The organism is Erwinia papayae, from assembly GCF_058241465.1.
The window spans coordinates 1,993,393-2,012,854 of record NZ_JBZCHT010000013.1 but is presented as its reverse complement, the minus strand read 5'-3'; the positions used below and the strand labels follow the sequence as shown (position 1 = coordinate 2,012,854).

At 48.3% G+C, this 19,462-nt stretch carries 10 protein-coding genes and 5 pseudogenes; 13 read left to right on the top strand and 2 right to left on the bottom strand.

Annotated features, from left to right (window positions below; translation table 11 throughout):
• Nucleotides 1-25 precede the first annotated feature (25 nt).
• The 8 genes and pseudogenes from opgB (at nt 26) to AC3RPL_RS25465 (ending at nt 12,419) form a co-directional block, all read left to right on the top strand.
• The gene (opgB, locus tag AC3RPL_RS25500; protein WP_490742016.1) at nt 26-2,329 is read left to right on the top strand and encodes a phosphatidylglycerol--membrane-oligosaccharide glycerophosphotransferase; all 2,304 of its coding nucleotides are present in this window, start codon (nt 26-28) and stop codon (nt 2,327-2,329) included.
• 227 nt (nt 2,330-2,556) lie between these two features.
• Nucleotides 2,557-4,143, top strand: a complete 1,587-nt coding sequence (locus AC3RPL_RS25495; RefSeq protein ID WP_490742015.1) for a methyl-accepting chemotaxis protein — start codon at nt 2,557-2,559, stop codon at nt 4,141-4,143.
• A 281-nt stretch (nt 4,144-4,424) separates the two neighbouring features.
• Nucleotides 4,425-5,618, top strand: a complete 1,194-nt coding sequence (ampH, locus tag AC3RPL_RS25490) for a D-alanyl-D-alanine-carboxypeptidase/endopeptidase AmpH (protein ID WP_490742014.1) — start codon at nt 4,425-4,427, stop codon at nt 5,616-5,618.
• A gap of 552 nt (nt 5,619-6,170) precedes the next feature.
• Complete coding sequence (gene fucO / locus AC3RPL_RS25485) at nt 6,171-7,322, top strand: lactaldehyde reductase (RefSeq protein ID WP_490742013.1); 1,152 nt, start codon at nt 6,171-6,173, stop codon at nt 7,320-7,322.
• A 157-nt stretch (nt 7,323-7,479) separates the two neighbouring features.
• Nucleotides 7,480-8,793: pseudogene (locus AC3RPL_RS25480) on the top strand (NAD(P)/FAD-dependent oxidoreductase).
• A 286-nt stretch (nt 8,794-9,079) separates the two neighbouring features.
• A complete protein-coding gene (locus AC3RPL_RS25475) occupies nt 9,080-10,486 on the top strand; it encodes a DEAD/DEAH box helicase family protein (RefSeq protein ID WP_490742012.1) in 1,407 nt (468 codons plus the stop codon).
• Nucleotides 10,487-10,605: 119 nt separating this feature from the next.
• Nucleotides 10,606-12,189, top strand: coding sequence for a DEAD/DEAH box helicase (locus AC3RPL_RS25470; RefSeq protein ID WP_490742011.1), 1,584 nt, complete (start codon nt 10,606-10,608; stop codon nt 12,187-12,189).
• Nucleotides 12,129-12,419: an AAA domain-containing protein gene (locus AC3RPL_RS25465; RefSeq protein WP_490742010.1), complete on the top strand. Its 291-nt coding sequence runs from the start codon at nt 12,129-12,131 to the stop codon at nt 12,417-12,419. Before AC3RPL_RS25470 ends, AC3RPL_RS25465 begins: the two co-directional genes overlap by 61 nt.
• Before the next feature lie 335 nt (nt 12,420-12,754).
• Here the strand turns inward: AC3RPL_RS25465 and AC3RPL_RS25460 are convergent.
• Nucleotides 12,755-13,283: pseudogene (locus AC3RPL_RS25460) on the bottom strand (integrase core domain-containing protein); the annotation flags it as partial.
• On the opposite strand from AC3RPL_RS25460, the pseudogene AC3RPL_RS25455 reads away from it, so the two are divergent.
• The 3 genes and pseudogenes from AC3RPL_RS25455 to AC3RPL_RS25445 all read left to right on the top strand — a co-directional run.
• Nucleotides 13,273-13,563, top strand: a pseudogene (locus AC3RPL_RS25455) (DDE-type integrase/transposase/recombinase); the annotation flags it as partial. The pseudogenes AC3RPL_RS25460 and AC3RPL_RS25455 overlap by 11 nt on opposite strands.
• A 778-nt stretch (nt 13,564-14,341) precedes the next feature.
• A complete protein-coding gene (locus AC3RPL_RS25450; RefSeq protein WP_490742009.1) occupies nt 14,342-14,542 on the top strand; it encodes a hypothetical protein in 201 nt (66 codons plus the stop codon).
• Between the two features lie 344 nt (nt 14,543-14,886).
• Entirely contained in the window at nt 14,887-15,213 is a 327-nt protein-coding gene (locus AC3RPL_RS25445; RefSeq protein ID WP_034939723.1) for a KPN_00521 family repetitive protein, read from the top strand.
• 48 nt (nt 15,214-15,261) lie between these two features.
• Here the strand turns inward: AC3RPL_RS25445 and mqo are convergent.
• Nucleotides 15,262-16,914 (bottom strand): annotated as a pseudogene (gene mqo, locus AC3RPL_RS25440) (malate dehydrogenase (quinone)).
• Between the two features lie 285 nt (nt 16,915-17,199).
• Between mqo and AC3RPL_RS25435 the strand changes: the two are divergent.
• Together AC3RPL_RS25435 and AC3RPL_RS25430 are read left to right on the top strand one after the other, a co-directional pair.
• The gene (locus AC3RPL_RS25435) at nt 17,200-18,084 is read left to right on the top strand and encodes a DUF4238 domain-containing protein (RefSeq protein ID WP_490742008.1); all 885 of its coding nucleotides are present in this window, start codon (nt 17,200-17,202) and stop codon (nt 18,082-18,084) included.
• 111 nt (nt 18,085-18,195) lie between these two features.
• A pseudogene (locus AC3RPL_RS25430) lies at nt 18,196-19,404 on the top strand (FAD-dependent oxidoreductase).
• Nucleotides 19,405-19,462: the final 58 nt, after the last annotated feature.

Here is a 19,462-nt window from a genome sequence, read left to right as displayed (position 1 = left end):
GCCGCATAAGGATTAAAAATAAATAATGGGTTCTGAATTGCTTTCACTGATACTCTTTATCGCCTCAGTTACAATTTACAGCTGGAAGGCGGGCAGAAACCGGCTGTGGTTTTCTGCTATTTTGCTGTTTCTGGGCACTTATATTCTGCTTAATGCCTCAATGCTGGCGAGCGATTATTTTACTGGCGAAGGCATTAATGATGCTGTCATTTACACCATTACCAGTAGTCTTAACGGTGCAGGTGTCGGAAAATATATTTTGCCCGCTATCGGGCTGATAGCAGGGATGAGTTTGATGTTCGGCCTGCTTTCCTGGATTTTACGTTTACGCAAAAGGCATGATTACAGCAGAATATACAGTCTGCTGGCGGTGATGCTGGCTATCGCTTCAATTAAAACTACCCCAGCTTATCAACAGGTTGCAAGCCTGATTAAATCACAGGTTGGTAAGGGCCATTCAGATTTCTACAGCCACTACAAAGTACCGGCTAAGCAGATCGGCGGTAACAAACTTAATCTGGTGTACATCTATGCTGAAAGTCTGGAACGCACCTATTTTGATGAAAATGCCTTTCCCGGTCTTGCGCCTGAGCTGAGCAAAATCAAAAACAGTTCGCTGGATTTCAGCAATACCGCACAGCTACCCGGCACCGAATATACCATTGCTGGCATGGTGGCCTCGCAGTGCGGCATTCCCTTATTCGCACCCTTTGATGGCAATGCCTCCAGTTCACTGTCGACCTTTTATCCCCAAAACGTCTGTCTGGGCGACATCCTGAAATCCTCTGGCTACCAGAACTATTTCTACCAGGGGGCCAGTCTTAATTTTGCCGGTAAAGACTTATTTCTCTCATCACATGGTTTTGAACCAGCGCACCTTTATGGCTTCAACGAACTGAAAAACGTGGTAAAAGATCAAAGCTACCGTAATGACTGGGGTTGGTATGACGACACACTGCTGGACGTGGTTTTTGACAAGTATCTGGAACTGTCGCGTCTGAACCAACCCTTTTCGTTGTTTGCCCTGACCGTAGACACCCATCATCCGGATGGTTTTATTTCCCGCAGTTGCCAGCGGCAGACCTGGCAATATGACGGCAAACCCAATAAATCCCTGGCCGCCGTAGCATGCAGCCAGCAGCATATCGCCCGGCTAATCGAACGTATTCGCGCCACACCTTACTTTAAAAATACCCTGATTGTGGTCAGCTCCGATCATCTGGCGATGAATAACACCGCGTGGAAATACCTCAACCAGCACGATCGCCACGACCTGTTCTTTATGGTGCGCGGCGATGACAGCAGCAGCAAAGTGATTCCGGTCAAACGCAGTACGCTGGATAACGGCGCAACCGTGTTGGATGCCCTGGGTGGCGATAACTTTATTGGCCTGGGGCGCAGCAGCCTTTCGGCAACATCCCTGGCCAGCACTTATCTGAATCTGAAAGAGAAAATGCTTGAGTGGAAACCAGACGTTATCAAGTTATGGAACTTCCCGAAAACCATCTCTGACTATCGCATAGATACGCTAAATAACACCTTCAGCTTTTCAGGTGTGGATTTTAAGTTGCCGTTGCTGCTTTCTGTTACGCCGAACAAGATTGAGCCAAAACTGGATGTCTGGCTCGCCACGCCCCTTAAGCAACAGCTGGCGCAATTTGCAGCAGATGAAAAATTTGTCTGGATTGACCGCTGCTTCAAACCCGGTTTCATCTGGGATAAAACACTGGAGCTGAGTCGTGATTACTGCGTGGTCGAGGGAACGCTGGATTCACCGCCGGTAATAAGGCAGATAAGGCCCGGCACCAGCACGGGGCGCGTAACTTTTCAGCAGGTCGGCGAGCGCGATGATAAACAATATCAACAGACCGTTGCACGCTTAAAAATTTCTGACAGCGATCTGAAATACAGTGCAGACACCATTCTGTTTGCCCTACCCGGACTGCCAGAGCAGGTTTCGAAGGTGTCAGGCCTGTCATATATCGAACCCTGGGGAGGACGATGGTCTGATGCCAGTTTGCAACCGCAGGTCAGTATCCATTTTCGCGATCCGCTGCCAAAAGAATTTGAGCTCGAGCTGACTGCACGCGCGTTTGCAGCCAACAGCCAGCAACCTTTTACGGTTAAAGTCGGTAAGGTGACAAAGGAGTTTAGCCTGGGTAAGGATGACAACACGGTCAGGCTGCACTTCACCCTTACTCAACAGGCAGACAGCATTGAGATTCAACCACCCAGCCCACAGGAAACGACTGAAGGTGCTATCGATGGCTTTAAAGCACGCAAGCTGGGCATTGGCCTCACCAGCCTGAAAGTCACCCCCATCCACTGACATCCCCACCCCGGTGTGCCACACCGGGGCATTTTCTTAGTCGCCCATCCGTCATCCGTCAATATTTTCGCGTCATTTTCTGAAAAAAATAGCTAAACGACAGTCCGAAGCAGGAGTTTGACATCAAGTTTCTGTGAACGCTGCCGATGATAGTAACTTCAGTAAACCAAAAAAAATGCCCTCCGCTTCCGTTGGTGATGCCCTCTCTAAGGCAAGGAAAAAATAAAATGAAATCTGTCAAGAATATGAAAGTCGGCGTGCGCCTTGGGGCCGCTTTTGGTCTGGTGATCCTGTTACTGATTATCGTCAGTATTACAGCGATAACCAAAACCGGGCACATCAATGAAGCCGTTGACAGCATTGTTAACGATCGCTATCAAAAAGTTAGGCTGGCCTTTGCCGTGAGGGATGGCGTCAACGATCAGATCAAATATTTACGCGGCATGGTTATTGATACCACCCGGCCACAAAACAATATCCAGCGCCTGGGGTTTCTCAATGAATCCACTCAAAAAACCAATAAAGCCATCGAAGCTATTGTGCAGCTACAGGTAACTGAACTCGGCAAACAGAAAATTCAGGGGTTGAAGGATGCGGCACAGGCTTTCGAAGCGTCAAAGATTGAGCTGGTGAAGCTCATCCAGGCTGGCGACGAAAATATCGCGGCTGAATATGCACTGAAAAAAATCACCCTGACGCAAGGTGCCTACCTCGACGCAGCGGTGAAATTTGCTGAATCTCAGTCACAACAATTGCAGGCCGAAGGCGCTAAAGCCCTTGCTGACGGGGCAACCGCTATTCATATCACGCTGCTTTTCTCTTTTCTTGCCGTGCTGGCCGCCATTATTCTCGGTTTCTTCCTGACACGTTCTATCGTATGTCCCCTGCGTGAAGCAGTATCGATTGCTGAAAATGTCGCAGCTGGCGACCTGCGAACCGCCATCAAGGTGACCTCCTCTGATGAAACCGGTCAGCTGATGCTGGCACTGAAAAATATGAATGAAAACCTGCTGCGGATAGTCACGGAGGTGCGCTCTGGCTCACATCTGATCACCACCGCATCCGGTGAAATTTCCGCAGGGAATATGGATCTCTCATCACGAACCGAACAGCAGGCCAGCTCACTGGAGGAGACAGCATCGGCTATGGAGCAGATGACATCCACCGTGAAGCAAAACGCTGACAATGCCCGTCAGGCCAATGAGCTGGCAGCTCAGGCCTCGCGTGTGGCACTTCAGAGCGGTGCCGCCGTAAAACAGGTAGTCAGCACAATGGAGATGATCAATGGCTCGTCGAAGAAAATTGTCGATATCATCAGCGTGATCGATGGGATTGCTTTTCAGACCAATATTCTGACGCTTAACGCCGCCGTAGAGGCTGCGCGTGCGGGTGAACAGGGCCGTGGCTTTGCCGTGGTGGCCTCAGAAGTACGCAACCTTGCTCAACGCTCGGCTTCAGCTGCCAAAGAGATTGCTCATCTGATTGAAGACTCCGTCGCCAAGGTGGACGAGGGCGGTCGGCAGGTGGCGCTCGCCGGAAGTACCATGGAAGAAGTCCTTAACAGTGTAAAAAGCGTGACCGAAATTATGGGTGAAATCTCTTTTGCCAGCAACGAACAGAGCACCGGTATCGAAGAGATCAACATGGCTATCACTCAGATGGATCAGGTTACTCAGCAAAACGCCTCACTGGTTAATCAGTCAGCCGCAGCAGCACAGTCACTTCAGGAACAGGCAGTGCAGCTTTCTCAGTCCATCAGCGTGTTTAAAGTCAACGAACAATCACAACCTGTGAACCCGCTTCTGGCATACTGAAGAGCCGCATCGGCTGCTTTTTTGCTCAGTCTGAGTAAACCTGCGGGATGAGATTAACAAAATGACACCCTCCGGCCAGTGACAGGATCTTGTTAGCTGGCCGGTTTGACTTTGCAGGTTTTGCATCAGAAAACATTTATCTCTCTTTGCATAAACAAATAAATCATCGGCTCCTTACCAAAAACCTGGTTGCACTTAATGTCATTTTTTAAAAAACCAATCCCTCCGGTTGAAGGCCGTGTAAAACCGATTACTATACGGTTACTTTTCTGCTCAGTCTGATGGATACAGCCACATTGAAATCTTTCCTTCACCGATTACTGGTAGTGCTGACAGCGATCAGCCCACTTAGCAGTCTGGCTGCAAGGGTTGCGCCTGACCCGCTGCTTGCCTCCCAGATAGTGGATCGTTACGCACAGAATATTTTCTATAACACCAAAGCCACTGGCATGGCGATGGTGGCAATCGATACCAATCAGCGTGTTTTCGCCAGTATGGGTTCCGTGAGGCCCGGCAGCAGTGTCCGTCCTCAGAAGGACTCGGTTATTCGCATCGCCTCCCTGACCAAATTGATGACCAGCGAACTGTTGGTGAAGCTGTCTGAAAAGGGTGTCGTGCGGTTGGATGATTCACTGAGTAAATACGCCCCGCGTAGCAGCAGTGTGCCCAACTATGCCGGGCAAACTATTCGCCTGATTAATCTGGCGACCCACACCAGTGGGCTGCCCCGTGAGCAGCCCGGCGGCAAGGCAAACCGCCCGGTTTTTGTCTGGCCAACCTATAACCAGCGCTGGAACTGGCTGGATAACGCTAAATTAAAAGCTGCGCCCGGAACCCAGGCGGCCTACTCTAATCTGGCGTTCGACCTGTTGGCCGATGCGCTTTCCCGTGCCAGTGGCGTATCTTATCCCGCCCTGCTTCAGCGTGAAATCACCCGCCCACTGGGGATGAAAGATACCACCTTTACCCCTTCACCCGATCAGTGCTCACGCCTGATGGTGGCGGAAAAAGGCGCCAGTCCATGCATGAACACCCTGGCAGCGATTGGCAGTGGTGGCATTTATTCCACGCCGGACGATATGGGCCGCTGGATGCAGCAGTTTCTCTCTTCTGATATCCACACCCGCTCATCCCAGGTCGATCGCATGCAGACCATGATCTATCAGCGCAGCCAGTTAACCAAAGTGGATGGTATGGACGTGCCGGGTAAGGCTTCGGCACTGGGTATGGGATGGGTTTATATGGCGCCACAAAATAACCGGCCGGGTATTATTCAGAAGACCGGCGGTGGCGGCGGTTTCATTACTTATATGGCCATGGTGCCTCAGTACAGCGTCGGAGTATTTATTGTCGTTACGCGCTCAACGCAAACCCATTTCACTGCGATGAGTGACGGCGTTAACAATCTGCTGACTGAGCTGATTGGTAATACGCCAGACAGCGCGCAATTAGCCGCCAGTATTATGGCGAATTAACAATTTTTCTGTCCGGATGGTGGAAAAGAATGCATGTCGGGCAGAATGAAAATAATTGCGCTGTATGCATAACAGATAAGAAGTCTGAGCACTGAATAAGTCCGTAAGTGATGATTAAAAAGCCGCCTTAAAACAAGGCGGCTTTCCCGCAATAAAATTCCTGCCGGAAAAGACGCCGTAATATCCTTTCAATTTGAAGATTTTTTAAAATTACTTTTCATGTTTTTTGTACGTCATGTGCCAACGTGCTGTCATTTGTAGCCGGTATGCAGCTGAAGGTGACAACAACAGGGCCTCTGCTGCTACCTGCCTGTCGGGGGACCGCTATCCGTATTTTCCCGATAAGGATCACCGATAAAAAATGTCAGATATTAACTTAAAACCGACAGACAACCCGACTGATATGACAGTCCGGACAGGCCACTCATCGTCTTCACTTTCCTGCTTAATCACTGCAAGCTGATCTTAATCAAGATCGATAACTGATTTCCTCCGCATATTTTCCGACAGTAAAAATTGAACAAAACAAGCTTCACGTTACAGGAGAATATAATGCAACACCGTATGATACTGAATGAAACATCCTGGTTCGGACCGGGTTCGATTTCCAGGATAGTTGATGAAGTTTCTCAAAGGGGTTTAAAAAAGGCGCTACTGGTTACCGACAAGATTTTAATTCAGGCAGACGTGATTAAGAAAGTCACGGCGCTGCTTGATAAGCATCAGCTGCCTTATGTTATTTACGATGAGGTTGTGCCAAACCCCACTATTGCGGTAGTGACAAAGGGTGTTGATATATTTAAAGCGTCAAAGGCAGATTATCTTATTGCTATTGGTGGTGGTTCACCACAGGACACCGCTAAAGCCATTGGTATTATTATCAATAACCCTGAGTTTTCTGATGTCCGCAGCCTGGAAGGCGTGGCAGCGACCCGTCACGCCAGTGTGCCCATTATTGCTGTTCCAACCACAGCGGGCACCGCCGCCGAAGTGACCATCAATTACGTGATCACCGACGAGGAGAAACGCCGTAAATTTGTCTGCGTCGATCCCCATGACATTCCGATTGTCGCGATTATCGATGCCGAAATGATGGCCAGTATGCCCCCGTCACTGAAGGCTGCCACCGGCATTGATGCCCTGACACATGCGATTGAAGGCTATACCACCAAAGGAGCATGGGAGCTGACTGACGCACTGCATCTGAAAGCTATTCAGATTATCAGTCGTTCGCTACGCGCTTCGGTTGCCGGAGACAGTCAGGGCGTTGAAGATATGGCGCTGGGGCAATATATCGCCGGGATGGGGTTTTCCAACGTTGGTCTGGGACTGGTGCATGGGATGGCACATCCGCTCGGCGCGTTCTACAACGTGCCGCACGGCGTGGCCAACGCCATTATTTTACCGCAGGTGATGGCCTGGAACGCAGATTACACCGGCGAGAAATATCGTGATATTGCCCGTGCAATGGGTGTTGCCAGCGTATGTGGTAAATCATTAAGTGAAGTCAGAATCGCTGCCGTTGAGGCCGTGCAAAAGCTCTCTGCCGATGTTGGCATTCCCACCAGACTGCGCGATGTAGGCATGAAAGAGGAAGATATTCCGGCACTGGCGCAGGCCGCTCTTGATGATGTCTGTACTGGCGGTAACCCACGAGAGGCCTCACTGCCCGATATTACTGAGCTTTATCGTCAACTTTATTAAGCATCCCTGAATGCAGGTGGCCGGTGCCCCTGCATTGCTTTGTAGCAACGGAATAAATTGCCACCCGATTGCCTGCCGGAAGCAGCGCTATCACCTGATAAATTTCTCTGGCAAACCATCAACTTATCCATAAAAGCCGTACCAAGGACAACAGACAATGAAATATGCCAGCATCCCCTTTAATCAGAATCGAAATGGCTGGCTGGATGGTCATCCCCTCTCCGTTCCCCATCAGCCACTCAATGGTGATATCACAGCTGACTGGGTGGTCATCGGCTCAGGTTTTGCCGGGCTTGCCTTCGCACGCAGGCTGGCACAGCACGATCCTCAATTACGGATTGTCATACTCGACTCGGCCTGCGCAGCAGAAAGCAGCTCAGCCCGCAATTCTGGATTTATTATTGGCTTGCCGCACAATATTGGCAGTTCGACCGCCGAGCTTAAAAAGGCGCAGGATTACCGGACGCTGCTTCAGGAAGGCATCCGCCTGATCGATGAAATGGTTAAACAGCATCGAATTGACTGTGACTGGGAAACCGTCGGCAAATACCACTGCCAGGTCGACGCCAGAAACAACCATATTTTACAGGAATACCGCGACAGTCTTGATGCTCTGGGCGAATCTTACACGCTGTTCGACCAGCAAATGCTGGCACAAAAGCTGGGAACCCACTTCTATGCGAAAGGCATTTATACGCCCGGCGCGATTCTGGTTAACCCTGCCAGCCTGGCCGTTGGGCTGGCAAACAGTCTGCCTGGCAATGTGATGATTTATGACCATACGCCAGCGCTGGAGATCCATTACGGCAGCACTAACCGGGTTTTCACACCAGGCGGTAGTATCACTGCCCGCAAGGTGATGCTGGCGACCAACGCTCTTTCATCAGCTCTTGCACCGCGTCACTCACGTCAGGCCTCGATGGCAACCTTTGCCAGTATTACCGCGCCATTGACTGCTTAACAGCAGCAGAGACTTCCTGACACAGGCAGTTGGGGCCTGACACCGGTTAACGCCATCGCAGGCGCAACGCTGCGTTACACGCGTGATGGTCGCTTTATGATCCGCCAACATGTCGTTCCGGCGCTGAAAGGGGCCGTTACTGCCGCGCAGACTTATCAGGCCGCCCAGCTGCACCGGCAAATTTTCCACAAAATCTATCCCCAGCTGAGCGATGTTTCGTTGACTGAATGCTGGTCAGGAACAATCAGCGTCACACGAAATGGCGCACCGGTTTGGGGGACGTTGGGCAACAACGTTTACACAGCCAGCGGGTGTAACGGTGCAGGCATATCGAAGCAAACCGTTGCCGGAGCACTGCTGGCAGACTATGTACTGGGCTATGATAATCCATTGATTGCCAGCATGCTGGCACTGGGCCAGGCAAATTATCTGCCTCCCTCCCCGATCCTGGATGTTGCTATTGCCATTTCACTGGCAAAAGAGCGTTATACGGGAAGAAATGAAATGTGACGCCCGTTTCAGCATGGTGATATTTTCGCTCAGACACGACGCCAGGCCAGGCCAGCATTATTGCGGACAATATTATCCGCAATAAATATCCGGCAGCAAATGCTGTCTTCTCTGCGTCAGAGGCATTAAAAATATTGATGAAGATGACACACTGACATACAGACGTCATGGTAGTTAACCGACTGAAATCATGAATTATAAGATATTTTAACCAACCCCTGTAAAACCTTTCACAATCGGAGTAACTTCATAGCTACTAATATATCCGCATAATCAATGAGCTAAGATGGCAACCGTTCCGCTTCCGCAGGAAATACTTAAAGCATGGCAACGCATTGAGTTTTTCCAACCCTATAATCTTGAAAAAAATGAAAAAAGCTTATTAATTTCGTTTGATAAGCTCACTCACGGCGGCGACAGCGTTCTGCCCTGGCACTCACCAGCATTACGCCAGCAGCTGGATATCCCAGAAAAAGTTCGCTATACGCTGCATATCGGGTTGTTTGCCAAAGGCGAGGTTTCTGAGCTCAGTCTTGCAGTATTGGGCTCTGATGGAAACAATGACCCGGAGGATTATGAACAGCGCTTTGAGGAGGGAACAACCTGCTTTGCCAAACTTCAGCTGAACAATTTCGGTTCACCGCAAACCAACAGGCTATCGGTCAGTTCACTTCCCTGGGCATTGGGACATCTAGAGCAACAACGATTCAGTCAGCTGAATTCGAAAGTCTTCTCTCAAGATTGTAAAAATCTGGCAAATACGCTGGCTCTTTTCCACGCGACACTGAAGGCAATTCCTCCCTCTGAAGCTGGTTTACTTTGCGCAAAAGATATTCTTACTCTACTCAATACCCATCTGGTTGCGTGGGCTGACTACTCTCCACAATGGCAATATGCCGTGCAGATTGACTGGTTTTCCTGTAACCACACCACTCAGGATACTGTTGAGGAAGAGAATCAGCCGGACGATGAGGAGGAAGTACCGAGCGACGCTGAAGACGCTGAAAAGGCGGACGCGTTGCCGATTCTTAACAGTTTCTTTTGTGAAGATATAGAAAATGCCATCAATTCACTGCAAGGTGATGGGTGTGCCACGCTGAGCAGTTGGCTGTCTCCGCCTGCCAAAAGAAATCCGGATTTGTATACGCAAAAAGGGCTGGCATCGATTATCGGGAAATTGCATCCGCTGAAAATGCCGCTGGGCCGCTGGCCTTCCGCGCCAAAACATCCGATGTCCCTGATGCAACAATTTGCCATCAATACCGCCGTTGAAGAGCTGGCTGAAGGTGGTGTTCTGTCGGTGAACGGACCTCCTGGCACCGGTAAAACAACCTTACTGCGTGATTTAATTGCCCATAACATCGTTAAACGGGCCGAAATACTCGCAAATTTTAGCCAGGTGGAAGAGACTGTCGACGGCTCGGGCTTTATCGTGCCGTCACTGTCTGGTTTCGAGATGATTATTGCGTCGTCCAACAATGCAGCAGTTGAAAACATCTCACACGAACTGCCGCAAAGAAGCTCTCTCGCAGAAGAGTTTTATTCGGCTGACTATTTGTCACCGGTCGCTAATCAGCAGGCCGCCACCTTACTACCTGAAAAAAACATAAAAGAGGTAAGGATGGAGAGGGAAAAGAGCGTAATTACCATTTTTTTCGACCACTTGAAGACAAGCAGCAGTGCTGGGGATTAATCTCTGTAGCGCTGGGGAAAAAAAGCAATCGTGAAAAATTCTGCCAGCGTTTATTCTTTTATGAACATTTTCTGCGTGAAACAGAAATTGAAAAATCGCGGCCCGGAGATGAAAACTTTTTGAGCCTGTGGCGCTGGAGAAATTATCACCGTAATTTATCTTTTGTTACAGCAAAAGAACACTTCTTACATTGCCTGAATGAGGTGAAAGTCCAGCAACAGCAGCTGGCAGAATTTGCCGAACTTTGCGGCAAAACCGCTGATAATTTAGCGGAGAAACTTGCCGAAGAACTGGAAAAAAATAAAAGTGAGTTTGACAGGCAAATCCAGGCACTTCAACAGGCCAAAGCGGAAAGTGATATTATTGAGAAACAACTCAGTTATGCCAGGCAACAGCAAAAAGTACTCGAAAACAGTGCACCAGGGTGGCTGAGCCAGTTACTAAAACCTGGCCGGGTACGAGCATACCGGCAGGAATTACGTAATACACAACTCAATCTGTTAAAGCTAAGCGCACTAAATGTGCAAATTGCACAGCATATAGCCGTGCTTCAAAAACAGTGTAATCAGACTGAAGAAAATAAGCGCACAATTCAGCAGGAAATAGCCTCAATCAACCGTAAAAGGGATATGCAGACAGCAAGGCTGGCTGAGCTGAAAAAAAAATTTTCAGGGATAAATTTACCTGATGTCAGCAGGCCGATTGATGATGCAGAGTTACAGCGTACTGCCTTATGGCAAAATGAGTCGATAAATCGCAAGCGTTCATTACTGTTTATTGCCGCAATGGAGTTGCATCAGGCGTGGCTTAGTGAGGCAATGAAACTTGATGGGTTCAGAAACACGCTATACAACATGGGCCATTTTCTGAATTCCCCCCATCTTTGTTCGAACCCATTAGCACACTGGCAAACGCTGTTTATGTTTGTTCCTGTTTTATCCACCACCTTTGCCTCTGTTGGCCGTATGTTACGGGGAGTAAAAAGTGGAGAACTTGGCTGGCTGATGATCGATGAAGCAGGCCAGGCTCCGCCACAGCAGGCTGTTGGCGCTATCTGGCGCGCTAAGCGCGTGTTGGTTGTCGGTGATCCATTACAAGTTGAACCGGTCTTTACCACCTCTCCAGTGCTGGTAAAACATCTTTGTCGAAATGTCTTAAAAGAGCATGCTGAGGAGTGGAACCCTGCAACATTTTCTGTTCAACAAATTAGCGACCGCGTTAACTGCTGGGGCTGCGAATTAGACTTTATGGGCAGCAATATCTGGATTGGCATTCCTTTGTGGGTACACCGCCGCTGTATTGAACCGATGTTTAGTATCGCCAACATGCTGGCCTACAATAATCGCATGATTCACGGATTTGACGCAGAGGAAATTGTCAGCCAACGACTTAATAATAAGCTTGATAATCACTGGTTAATTTCCAGAGGTGGAAAAGAAGAAAGACAGTACCGCGACAGTCATGGTCAGAGTTTGCTTATTTTACTGGACCGCATTCTGTATGAGAAAAAAGATTTAAAATCAATATATGTTATTACCCCATTTAAAGCAGTTAAATACGCACTGACAGAATTGATTGAAAAAAGAAATATCCAATGCTGGAATAAGTATTCACCCACGCTCACTAAGAAAGATATTATGCAATGGAAAAAAATTGCATTGGCACCGTACATACTTTCCAGGGTAAAGAGAACGACATCGTAATTTTTGTACTTGGATGTGATGAGGAAAAAAATGGAGGAGCAGTCTGGGCCTCATCCAAACCTAATCTTTTAAATGTCGCGTTGACCAGGGCCAAAAAGAATATTTTTGTCATTGGTGACCCTTTAGTGTGGCAGGGAATGAAAGGCTTTGAAGAACTATTGCGTATTTTGCCCTCCCTGCCGGAAAGCAGCATAATAAAAGCAACTAGCGACACTATTATCACCCAATGACAGGATTGATTATTGTGATGCAATAAAATCTGAAAATTATTGGTAATGTGTGTTTACCACACGGTGTTTAATCAGGAGAAAAAGATAATTTTGCTCCTGATTAATGGTAATATGTGTATTCCATAACTATCGTTTCAGTATTATTTCTTCGTATTAACAAATTAATTCAACAGCGGCTGAAAAACTCAATAAAACGTCTGATGATGCGAGGTTCGTATGCCGCCGTAATGGCTTTTTCCTCACCACATCGCATAAATGGTAGTACAAACATCTGGTTCAGGGGATTGTTGATTCGGAAAACATAGTCTTCGCCTTAAATTGTAAGTAGACCGGTTTTAGTTCCAGGTACTTTTTGAGATTTCCGTGCTTTCCGCCATCAGCCAGCACTCGACCGGCGTCAGGTTATTAAGGGATTCATGCGAGCGTTCGCCGTTATATTCGGTCAGCCAGCGCTCTGTAATCTCCCTTGCTTCGTTCAGCGTTCTGAACAGGTAAAAATCCAGTATTTCCGTCCGGTACGTCCGGTTAAAACGTTCGATAAACGCATTCTGCATAGGTTTTCCCGGGCTGATAAACTCCAGGGCTACGCCATGATCTTCTACCGATTGCGCAAGAGCCAGTGAGATAAATTCCGGGCCATTGCCCATGTGCAGTTGCAGCAGATACCCACGGTTAGCGACGATCCTGTCCGGCACATGTATAACCCCGTTGGGCCGGGATATTCAGATCGATTTCAATCGCTATGGCTTCACGAGTGAAATCATCCACCACGTTAAATGTACGAAAACGTCGGCCACATATCAGCGCATCATGAATCAAATCCACTGACCAGCTCTGATTTAACCGCGACGGAGTAGCCAGCGGTCGCCGGATTAAGTGCCTGACCTGCGTGGATGACTTCACTAAGGAGTGTCTGACGATCACCGCCGCTTTCGGTATTTCAGGCGTTCAGGTCGCGCGTATTCTGGACAACATCGCGCTTTTTCGTGGCTATCCGGCAACTATAAGAACCGATCAGACCCCGGAATTTACCTGCCGCGCGCTCGATCAGTGGGCTTTTGAGCATGGCGTAAAACTGCGACTTATCCAACCGGATAAGCCAACACAGAACGGATTTATTGAGAGTTTTAACGGTCGCTTTCGGGGTGGGGTCAGTCCAACTATAGGGCAGGATCGTCTACCGGGCTGGGGTCAGTCCATAAATGACTCTGAGGTGTCTGTTAAACCCGTGGCGATTCAAGTAGCTTTGTCGCAATCAGCTTATCTTTTTATTTTCCCGGTATTTCCGAAGATGTGATATCAGTACGTCAAGCTGTACATGGTTGGTAAAATAAATCTCCTCAGCAAAAATGCCTCTGACAAAATCATGATGATCAGACCATAACAAAGTTCCCCTAATCCAGCACCTGACGATACCTTATAATATTCCTCGTTTCGATAAGACCTGTTTTTTGGTAGTCACTATGGCCATATACTTTTTCAGTCATTAAGGGTATATCAATTCCATCAGAAGAAATTAAAATTATGCGTTTAAGTTTCAACCTCTATACTCGCGATATCTTACATTAAAATTCAGAGGACTAACGGAGCCTTTCAAAAAAACACCTACAGGTCATGGAGAAGCCATTATTCCAGAGCATCTCAATACCCCACTCTGGGAAATCAGGCCTTCACGATACAAAATCATTAAAAATAATTAATTACTGCATTATGAATCCGTTAATTCTGAATGGCACCTTATCATATTTAAAATCACATCTGAGAAAGTGCCATTGTATCTTATATAAATAATTGAGAAGTCATCCTTAATCCCGTCTGGATTATCTGATTGCTATAAAACACCTGCCTTACATGACAGTATCAAAGATAACAACAGAGTGTTAATATAGCGCCATCAGCTTTGATGTCCGGAAACAACTGAGATGGATGATCTTCTGCAAATAGTAGCCGAATTTTTTAACATCTGGCCCTGGGTGGGGAAAGGAAGTCAGAACGTATCGTTGTCAAAAAATGATCGAAAAAAAATTGCAAATCTTCAGTTCAGACCCGTTTGTAACATAATGAAAGACGAAAAAGATGCCGATACTGTCAGCAGTAAATTAAAACATTCAGGGACACGTTAAAACTCTCTTAAATACGCAAATTAGCCCTGACGTTTTACCTGCCCTGCCAGTTGCAGGATTGCTGACCTGATTCATATACCCCTTTTTTTAAATTTCCCTGCTCAGGTTCAGCCTGATAACGTCTGGCAGGTCTGTTTTTATCAAACAGAAACCCAGGTTTACCTGAAAACAATATATGCCCACAGCAACACCAGACGGTGGCGGGATCAACCTGTCATCACTGCTGAATTCAATCTCACAGGCCACTAAATCAGCCCTGAAAGTCAGAGTAAAAACCGCTTCCCGGACACAACCGTATGATTTAGCTATACTAAGGGTGGACTGATTCAATAAATGAGGAATTTATGAAGAATACCATTATTGCTTTGTCGGCTCTTTTACTGGCTTCTCCGGTTTTCGCGGATACGGTCACTCAGGCAACTGACGCCACGGTGCAGGAAGCACATAAAGGTGCGGATACAGCGAAAGAGAAACTGCACCAGACGGAAGATCAGGGTGCCGAGCTAAAACTGAAAGCCAAACATGCGGCGGAAGGGAAAAGTAATTCAACCAGCAGTAAGGTTTCAGAAGGAAGCCAGAAAGCCTGGCATAAAACGAAAGAAGGGACAGAAAAGACCTGGGATAAAACCAAACAGGGTGCAGAAAGTCTTAAAAACAAAGTGACTGAGTAATAGCCGCCCGTTGTTAAAAAGGCCGGATTATCCGGCCTTTTTTTCACCTTACAGCGCCATGTCGTGCTGGCCTTTCGCCGCCGCTTTCTGTTGTTCAGGTTGAACGTTCGCTGGAGCGCTGCCGTTCATCTGAATAACCGGTGGTTTGGTCAACTGCAACGTTGCTGCGGTGTTATCCCAAACCTGCTGCGTCAACGCCACGTTACCGTTTAACTCCTGACCAAAGCTTGGAATAACAGCCTTAATCTTGCTCTGCCACTCTGGCGAGTTAAACTGCTCCGGGAACAGCTTTTTAATAACATTGAGCGTAATCGGAGCCGCAGTTGAAGCACCAGGAGAAACACCCAGCAGTGCCGCAACGGTTCTCTGCTGGTCAGTCACCACTTCAGTACCCAGCTTCAGCAGGCCGCCTTTCTCAGCATCTTTTTTGATGATCTGTACACGCTGACCCGCCTGGATCAGCTTCCAGTCTTCTTTACGCGCAGCCGGATAGTACTCTTTCAGCGCGGCAAAACGATCGTCATCGTTCAGCATAACCTGACCGATCAGGTATTTAACCAGGTCAAAGTTATCCAGACCCACATGCGTCATCGGCATAAAGTTACTGGTGGTGGTGGTTTTCAGCAGGTCCATGTAAGAACCATTTTTCAGGAACTTAGTCGAGAACGTTGCAAATGGTCCAAACAGCACCACACGTTTACCGTCAAGAAAACGCGCATCCAGATGCGGAACGGACATCGGTGGCGCACCTACAGAAGCCTGACCGTAAACTTTCTCTAAATGCTGGCTGGTAATTTCCGGGTTTTCAGTCACCAGGAACGAACCACCCACCGGGAAGCCGGCATAGTTATCGGCTTCAGGAATACCGGTTTTTTGCAGCAGTTTCAGCGCGCCGCCGCCAGCACCGATAAAGACATATTTTGCATCCACCGCATGTTCTTTACCGTCTTTCACGTCGGTCACGGTAACATGCCATGAATTGTCCGCATTACGCTTGAAGCTGGTGACTTCTGAAGAGGTTTCCAGCTTAAAGTTGTCATGTTTCTACAGGCTGCCAATCAGCTGACGAGTGATTTCACCATAGTTCACATCGGTGCCCACCGGCGTCCAGGTCGCTGCCACTTTTTGCTGCGGATCGCGGCCATCCATGATCAGCGGTGCCCATTGTGCAATCTGCTTATGGTCAGTGGAGAACTGCATTCCCTGGAACAGGGTAGTCTGCTGCAATGCCTTGTAACGCTTACCCAGATAGTCGACGTTTTTGTCGCCCCAGACAAAGCTCATGTGCGGTGTGGAGTTGATAAACGAATGCGGGTTCTGCAACACACCGCGCTGAACCTGAGCGGTCCAGAACTGGCGCGAGATCATAAATGATTCGTTGATTTCCAGCGCTTTGCTGACATCAATAGAGCCGTCCGCACGCTCTGGCGTGTAGTTCAGCTCCATATTGGCAGAGTGACCAGTACCGGCATTGTTCCAGCCGTTTGAGGATTCCAGCGCCACGCCGTCCAGTTTCTCTACCATCAACTGTTTCCAGCCTGGTTGTAGCTCCTGAAGCCAGGTGCCCAGAGAGGCGCTCATAATGCCGCCGCCGATCAGCAGGACATCGGTTTTTTCCGCTGTATCTTCAGCATAAGTGGAGGTGCAAACCAGCAGTGCTGCGAGGGAAAGAACTGGGGAAATTTTACTTAATTTATTCATGTTAAGTGATCTGTATAAACAGTTTTTTAAAATTTAAGGAAATATCTTAACAATCATGTCCAGCTATTTCAAACTTACTATAGTTACAAAACCACCGTAAATAAGGTGAATCGAATGAAATATCCATGTGTTTAATATGTCTATAAAGCTGACAAATTGTCATTGCAGAGAGAATATCAGGCTGTAACCTGAGTGTTGCTGTGACAGGCAAAACTGCCCGTATCCAACCACACTGATTACTCTTTAGCAGGGGTTGTTATTTGCTGATAATGCGCCGGAGTTAAAATGAAAATATTCAATCATGAAGTGACCGCAGGTTTACTCAGAGGTTGGTGGAATGAAGATGTGCAGGGCTTACACTACTGGAATTTAAGAGAAAATGGCGTGGATGCCTGTTATGAGAAAGGTAAGAAGGCAAAATTTGCGGGTCACGATTATCTCTATGTCGGCAACCAGAATAATTTACCTGTCGATCTGGCTTTTGAAGATGGGATAGCAAAACATGAGCAACGCCTGGTTACGCTGGCAAATGCATTGTGGCAAGGAAAAGGAGACCAACAGCTTTTAGCGAAATATGCACAAACCGCATTACCTGCTATTACCGCTTCAGCGGTTCGCAGTAAATGGGGTCTGGATGGGGTGGGGAAAGTTCTTCAACTCGATGAAAGAAAAAGAGTGGCCTGGCTTAAGAATAATTTTGAAACCACTTATAAAAGTTATCTGAACTGGGACTTTACCTTCTGGCAGTCAACCGATGCGCCGCTACTGATTTGTGATTCACCCCTGTTTGATTTTCGCTGGCGTATGGATTCAGCTGATGACAATATGCGTTTTTGTTTTATGCCGCTCGGGCCACATGCCGCTGTCACCGGTGCACCTTCATTCAGAAGAAATATGTACAGCCCTGCCACTGTGCTGGGAAAGGTAAAAAATCCCCCTCCTGCTAATAATAGTTTTAGTCTCGCAAAGATTTCACTGCCGCTGAATATAGTCAGTCACTTTAATACCCTGACACTTCATCGGGCCAGAGGATGGGTTGTAGCAAAAAGCAGGGAAGAACTTTTAAAACATGCCGATTTTTTACAGCCCCATAATCTGGCTGAAAGAATAAAGTCAGACACGGTTATTGAACTTCGTAACGGCATCGTCAGCAAAAGATCCCCCCTCTGATGGCGATTTAATTACCGTGCGCATCTTAGTCACGCTTTATCTACCGATGATTGACCTGCATACAATCAAATGATAACTATTATCATCTTTTAGTTACTCTGGTGAGATGAAATGAAAGAAAGTCATGTGGCTTCGTCGGCGTCCTGCTGCATTGTTGGCGGCGGCCCGGCCGGATTAATGCTGGGATACCTGCTGGCACGTAATGGGGTTCCGGTAACGGTGCTGGAAAAACACGGTGATTTTCTGCGCGACTTTCGCGGTAATACCATTCATCCTTCCACGCTCGAAATTGCCTGGCAGCTGGGTTTCCTCGACGAGCTGCTGGCAATCCCTCATCAGAAAGCAGAAAAATTATACAGTGAAATCAATGGTAAACAAGCCACGCTGGCTGACTTCAGCCACCTGCCAACCCACTGTAAATACATTGCCTTTGTGCCCCAGTGGGACTTCCTGAATCTGCTCAGCAGTAAGGCCTCACAGCTCCCCGGCTTTACTCTGATTCAGAATGCGGAAGTTCGTGAATTAATTACAGAGAATGGCATCGTCAGCGGCGTGCGCGCCTCGGTTAAGGGAGATATGCAGGCGTTTCACAGTCAGCTGGTGATTGGCTGTGACGGACGCGATTCGATTGTTCGTCGGCTTGCCGATCTGAAGGTGCGCAGCTTTGGCGCACCACGCGATGTGTTATGGCTAAAAATTAGCCGACAACCCGGCGATCCTGAGTGGACGATGGGGCATCGCGGGGCGCAAAAGAACTTTATTATGGTTGATCGCGGCAGCTACTGGCAGTGTGGTTACTCCATTGTTAAAGGCAGTCTGCCAGCGCTTCAGGCTGCCGGGCTTCCTGCTTTTTTGCAGCAGGTCGCTGACGCATCCCCCTTCGCGCTGTCACGTTTGCAGCAGGAGATTGCAGACTGGCAGCAGGTCAGTTTGTTAAAAATCCGCATTGACCGGCTGGAGCAGTGGGCCTGCCCCGGCCTGCTGTGCATTGGTGACGCAGCCCACGCCATGTCACCGATTGGTGGCGTCGGGGTAAATCTGGCTATCCAGGACGCGGTGGCGACAGCAAACCTTTTGTCAGCGCCATTAAAAAACGGCACGCTGACACTGAAAGATTTGCAGAAAGTTCAGCGCCGCCGCATTTTCCCCACCTGGGCAACCCAGTGACTACAAATCATGATCGGTAAAGCCGGGCAAAAGACGCGCCGCAAACCCCCCGGCAAAATGGAACAGTGGTTACGCCAGCGAAAATTCCTTGCCCGTCTCTCCGGCAGGCTGATTGGCATTGGTTTTTTTCCCGAACGACCGGACTGCCTCTAACCGCGATTACTGACTCTGGTTGTGAAAACGTGATGCCGATCGAGGCGGGATGCCCTGA

Bases quoted from the DNA above. Each gene is read 5' to 3' on its own strand.
- AC3RPL_RS25445 (WP_034939723.1), top strand. From the start codon at position 14,887: ATGAAGAATACCATTATTGCTTTGTCGGCTCTTTTACTGGCTTCTCCG.
- ampH (WP_490742014.1), top strand. From the start codon at position 4,425: ATGGATACAGCCACATTGAAATCTTTCCTTCACCGATTACTGGTAGTG.
- AC3RPL_RS25435 (WP_490742008.1), top strand. From the start codon at position 17,200: ATGAAAATATTCAATCATGAAGTGACCGCAGGTTTACTCAGAGGTTGG.
- opgB (WP_490742016.1), top strand. From the start codon at position 26: ATGGGTTCTGAATTGCTTTCACTGATACTCTTTATCGCCTCAGTTACA.
- AC3RPL_RS25475 (WP_490742012.1), top strand. From the start codon at position 9,080: ATGGCAACCGTTCCGCTTCCGCAGGAAATACTTAAAGCATGGCAACGC.
- AC3RPL_RS25465 (WP_490742010.1), top strand. From the start codon at position 12,129: ATGGAAAAAAATTGCATTGGCACCGTACATACTTTCCAGGGTAAAGAG.
- AC3RPL_RS25450 (WP_490742009.1), top strand. From the start codon at position 14,342: ATGGATGATCTTCTGCAAATAGTAGCCGAATTTTTTAACATCTGGCCC.
- fucO (WP_490742013.1), top strand. From the start codon at position 6,171: ATGCAACACCGTATGATACTGAATGAAACATCCTGGTTCGGACCGGGT.
- AC3RPL_RS25495 (WP_490742015.1), top strand. From the start codon at position 2,557: ATGAAATCTGTCAAGAATATGAAAGTCGGCGTGCGCCTTGGGGCCGCT.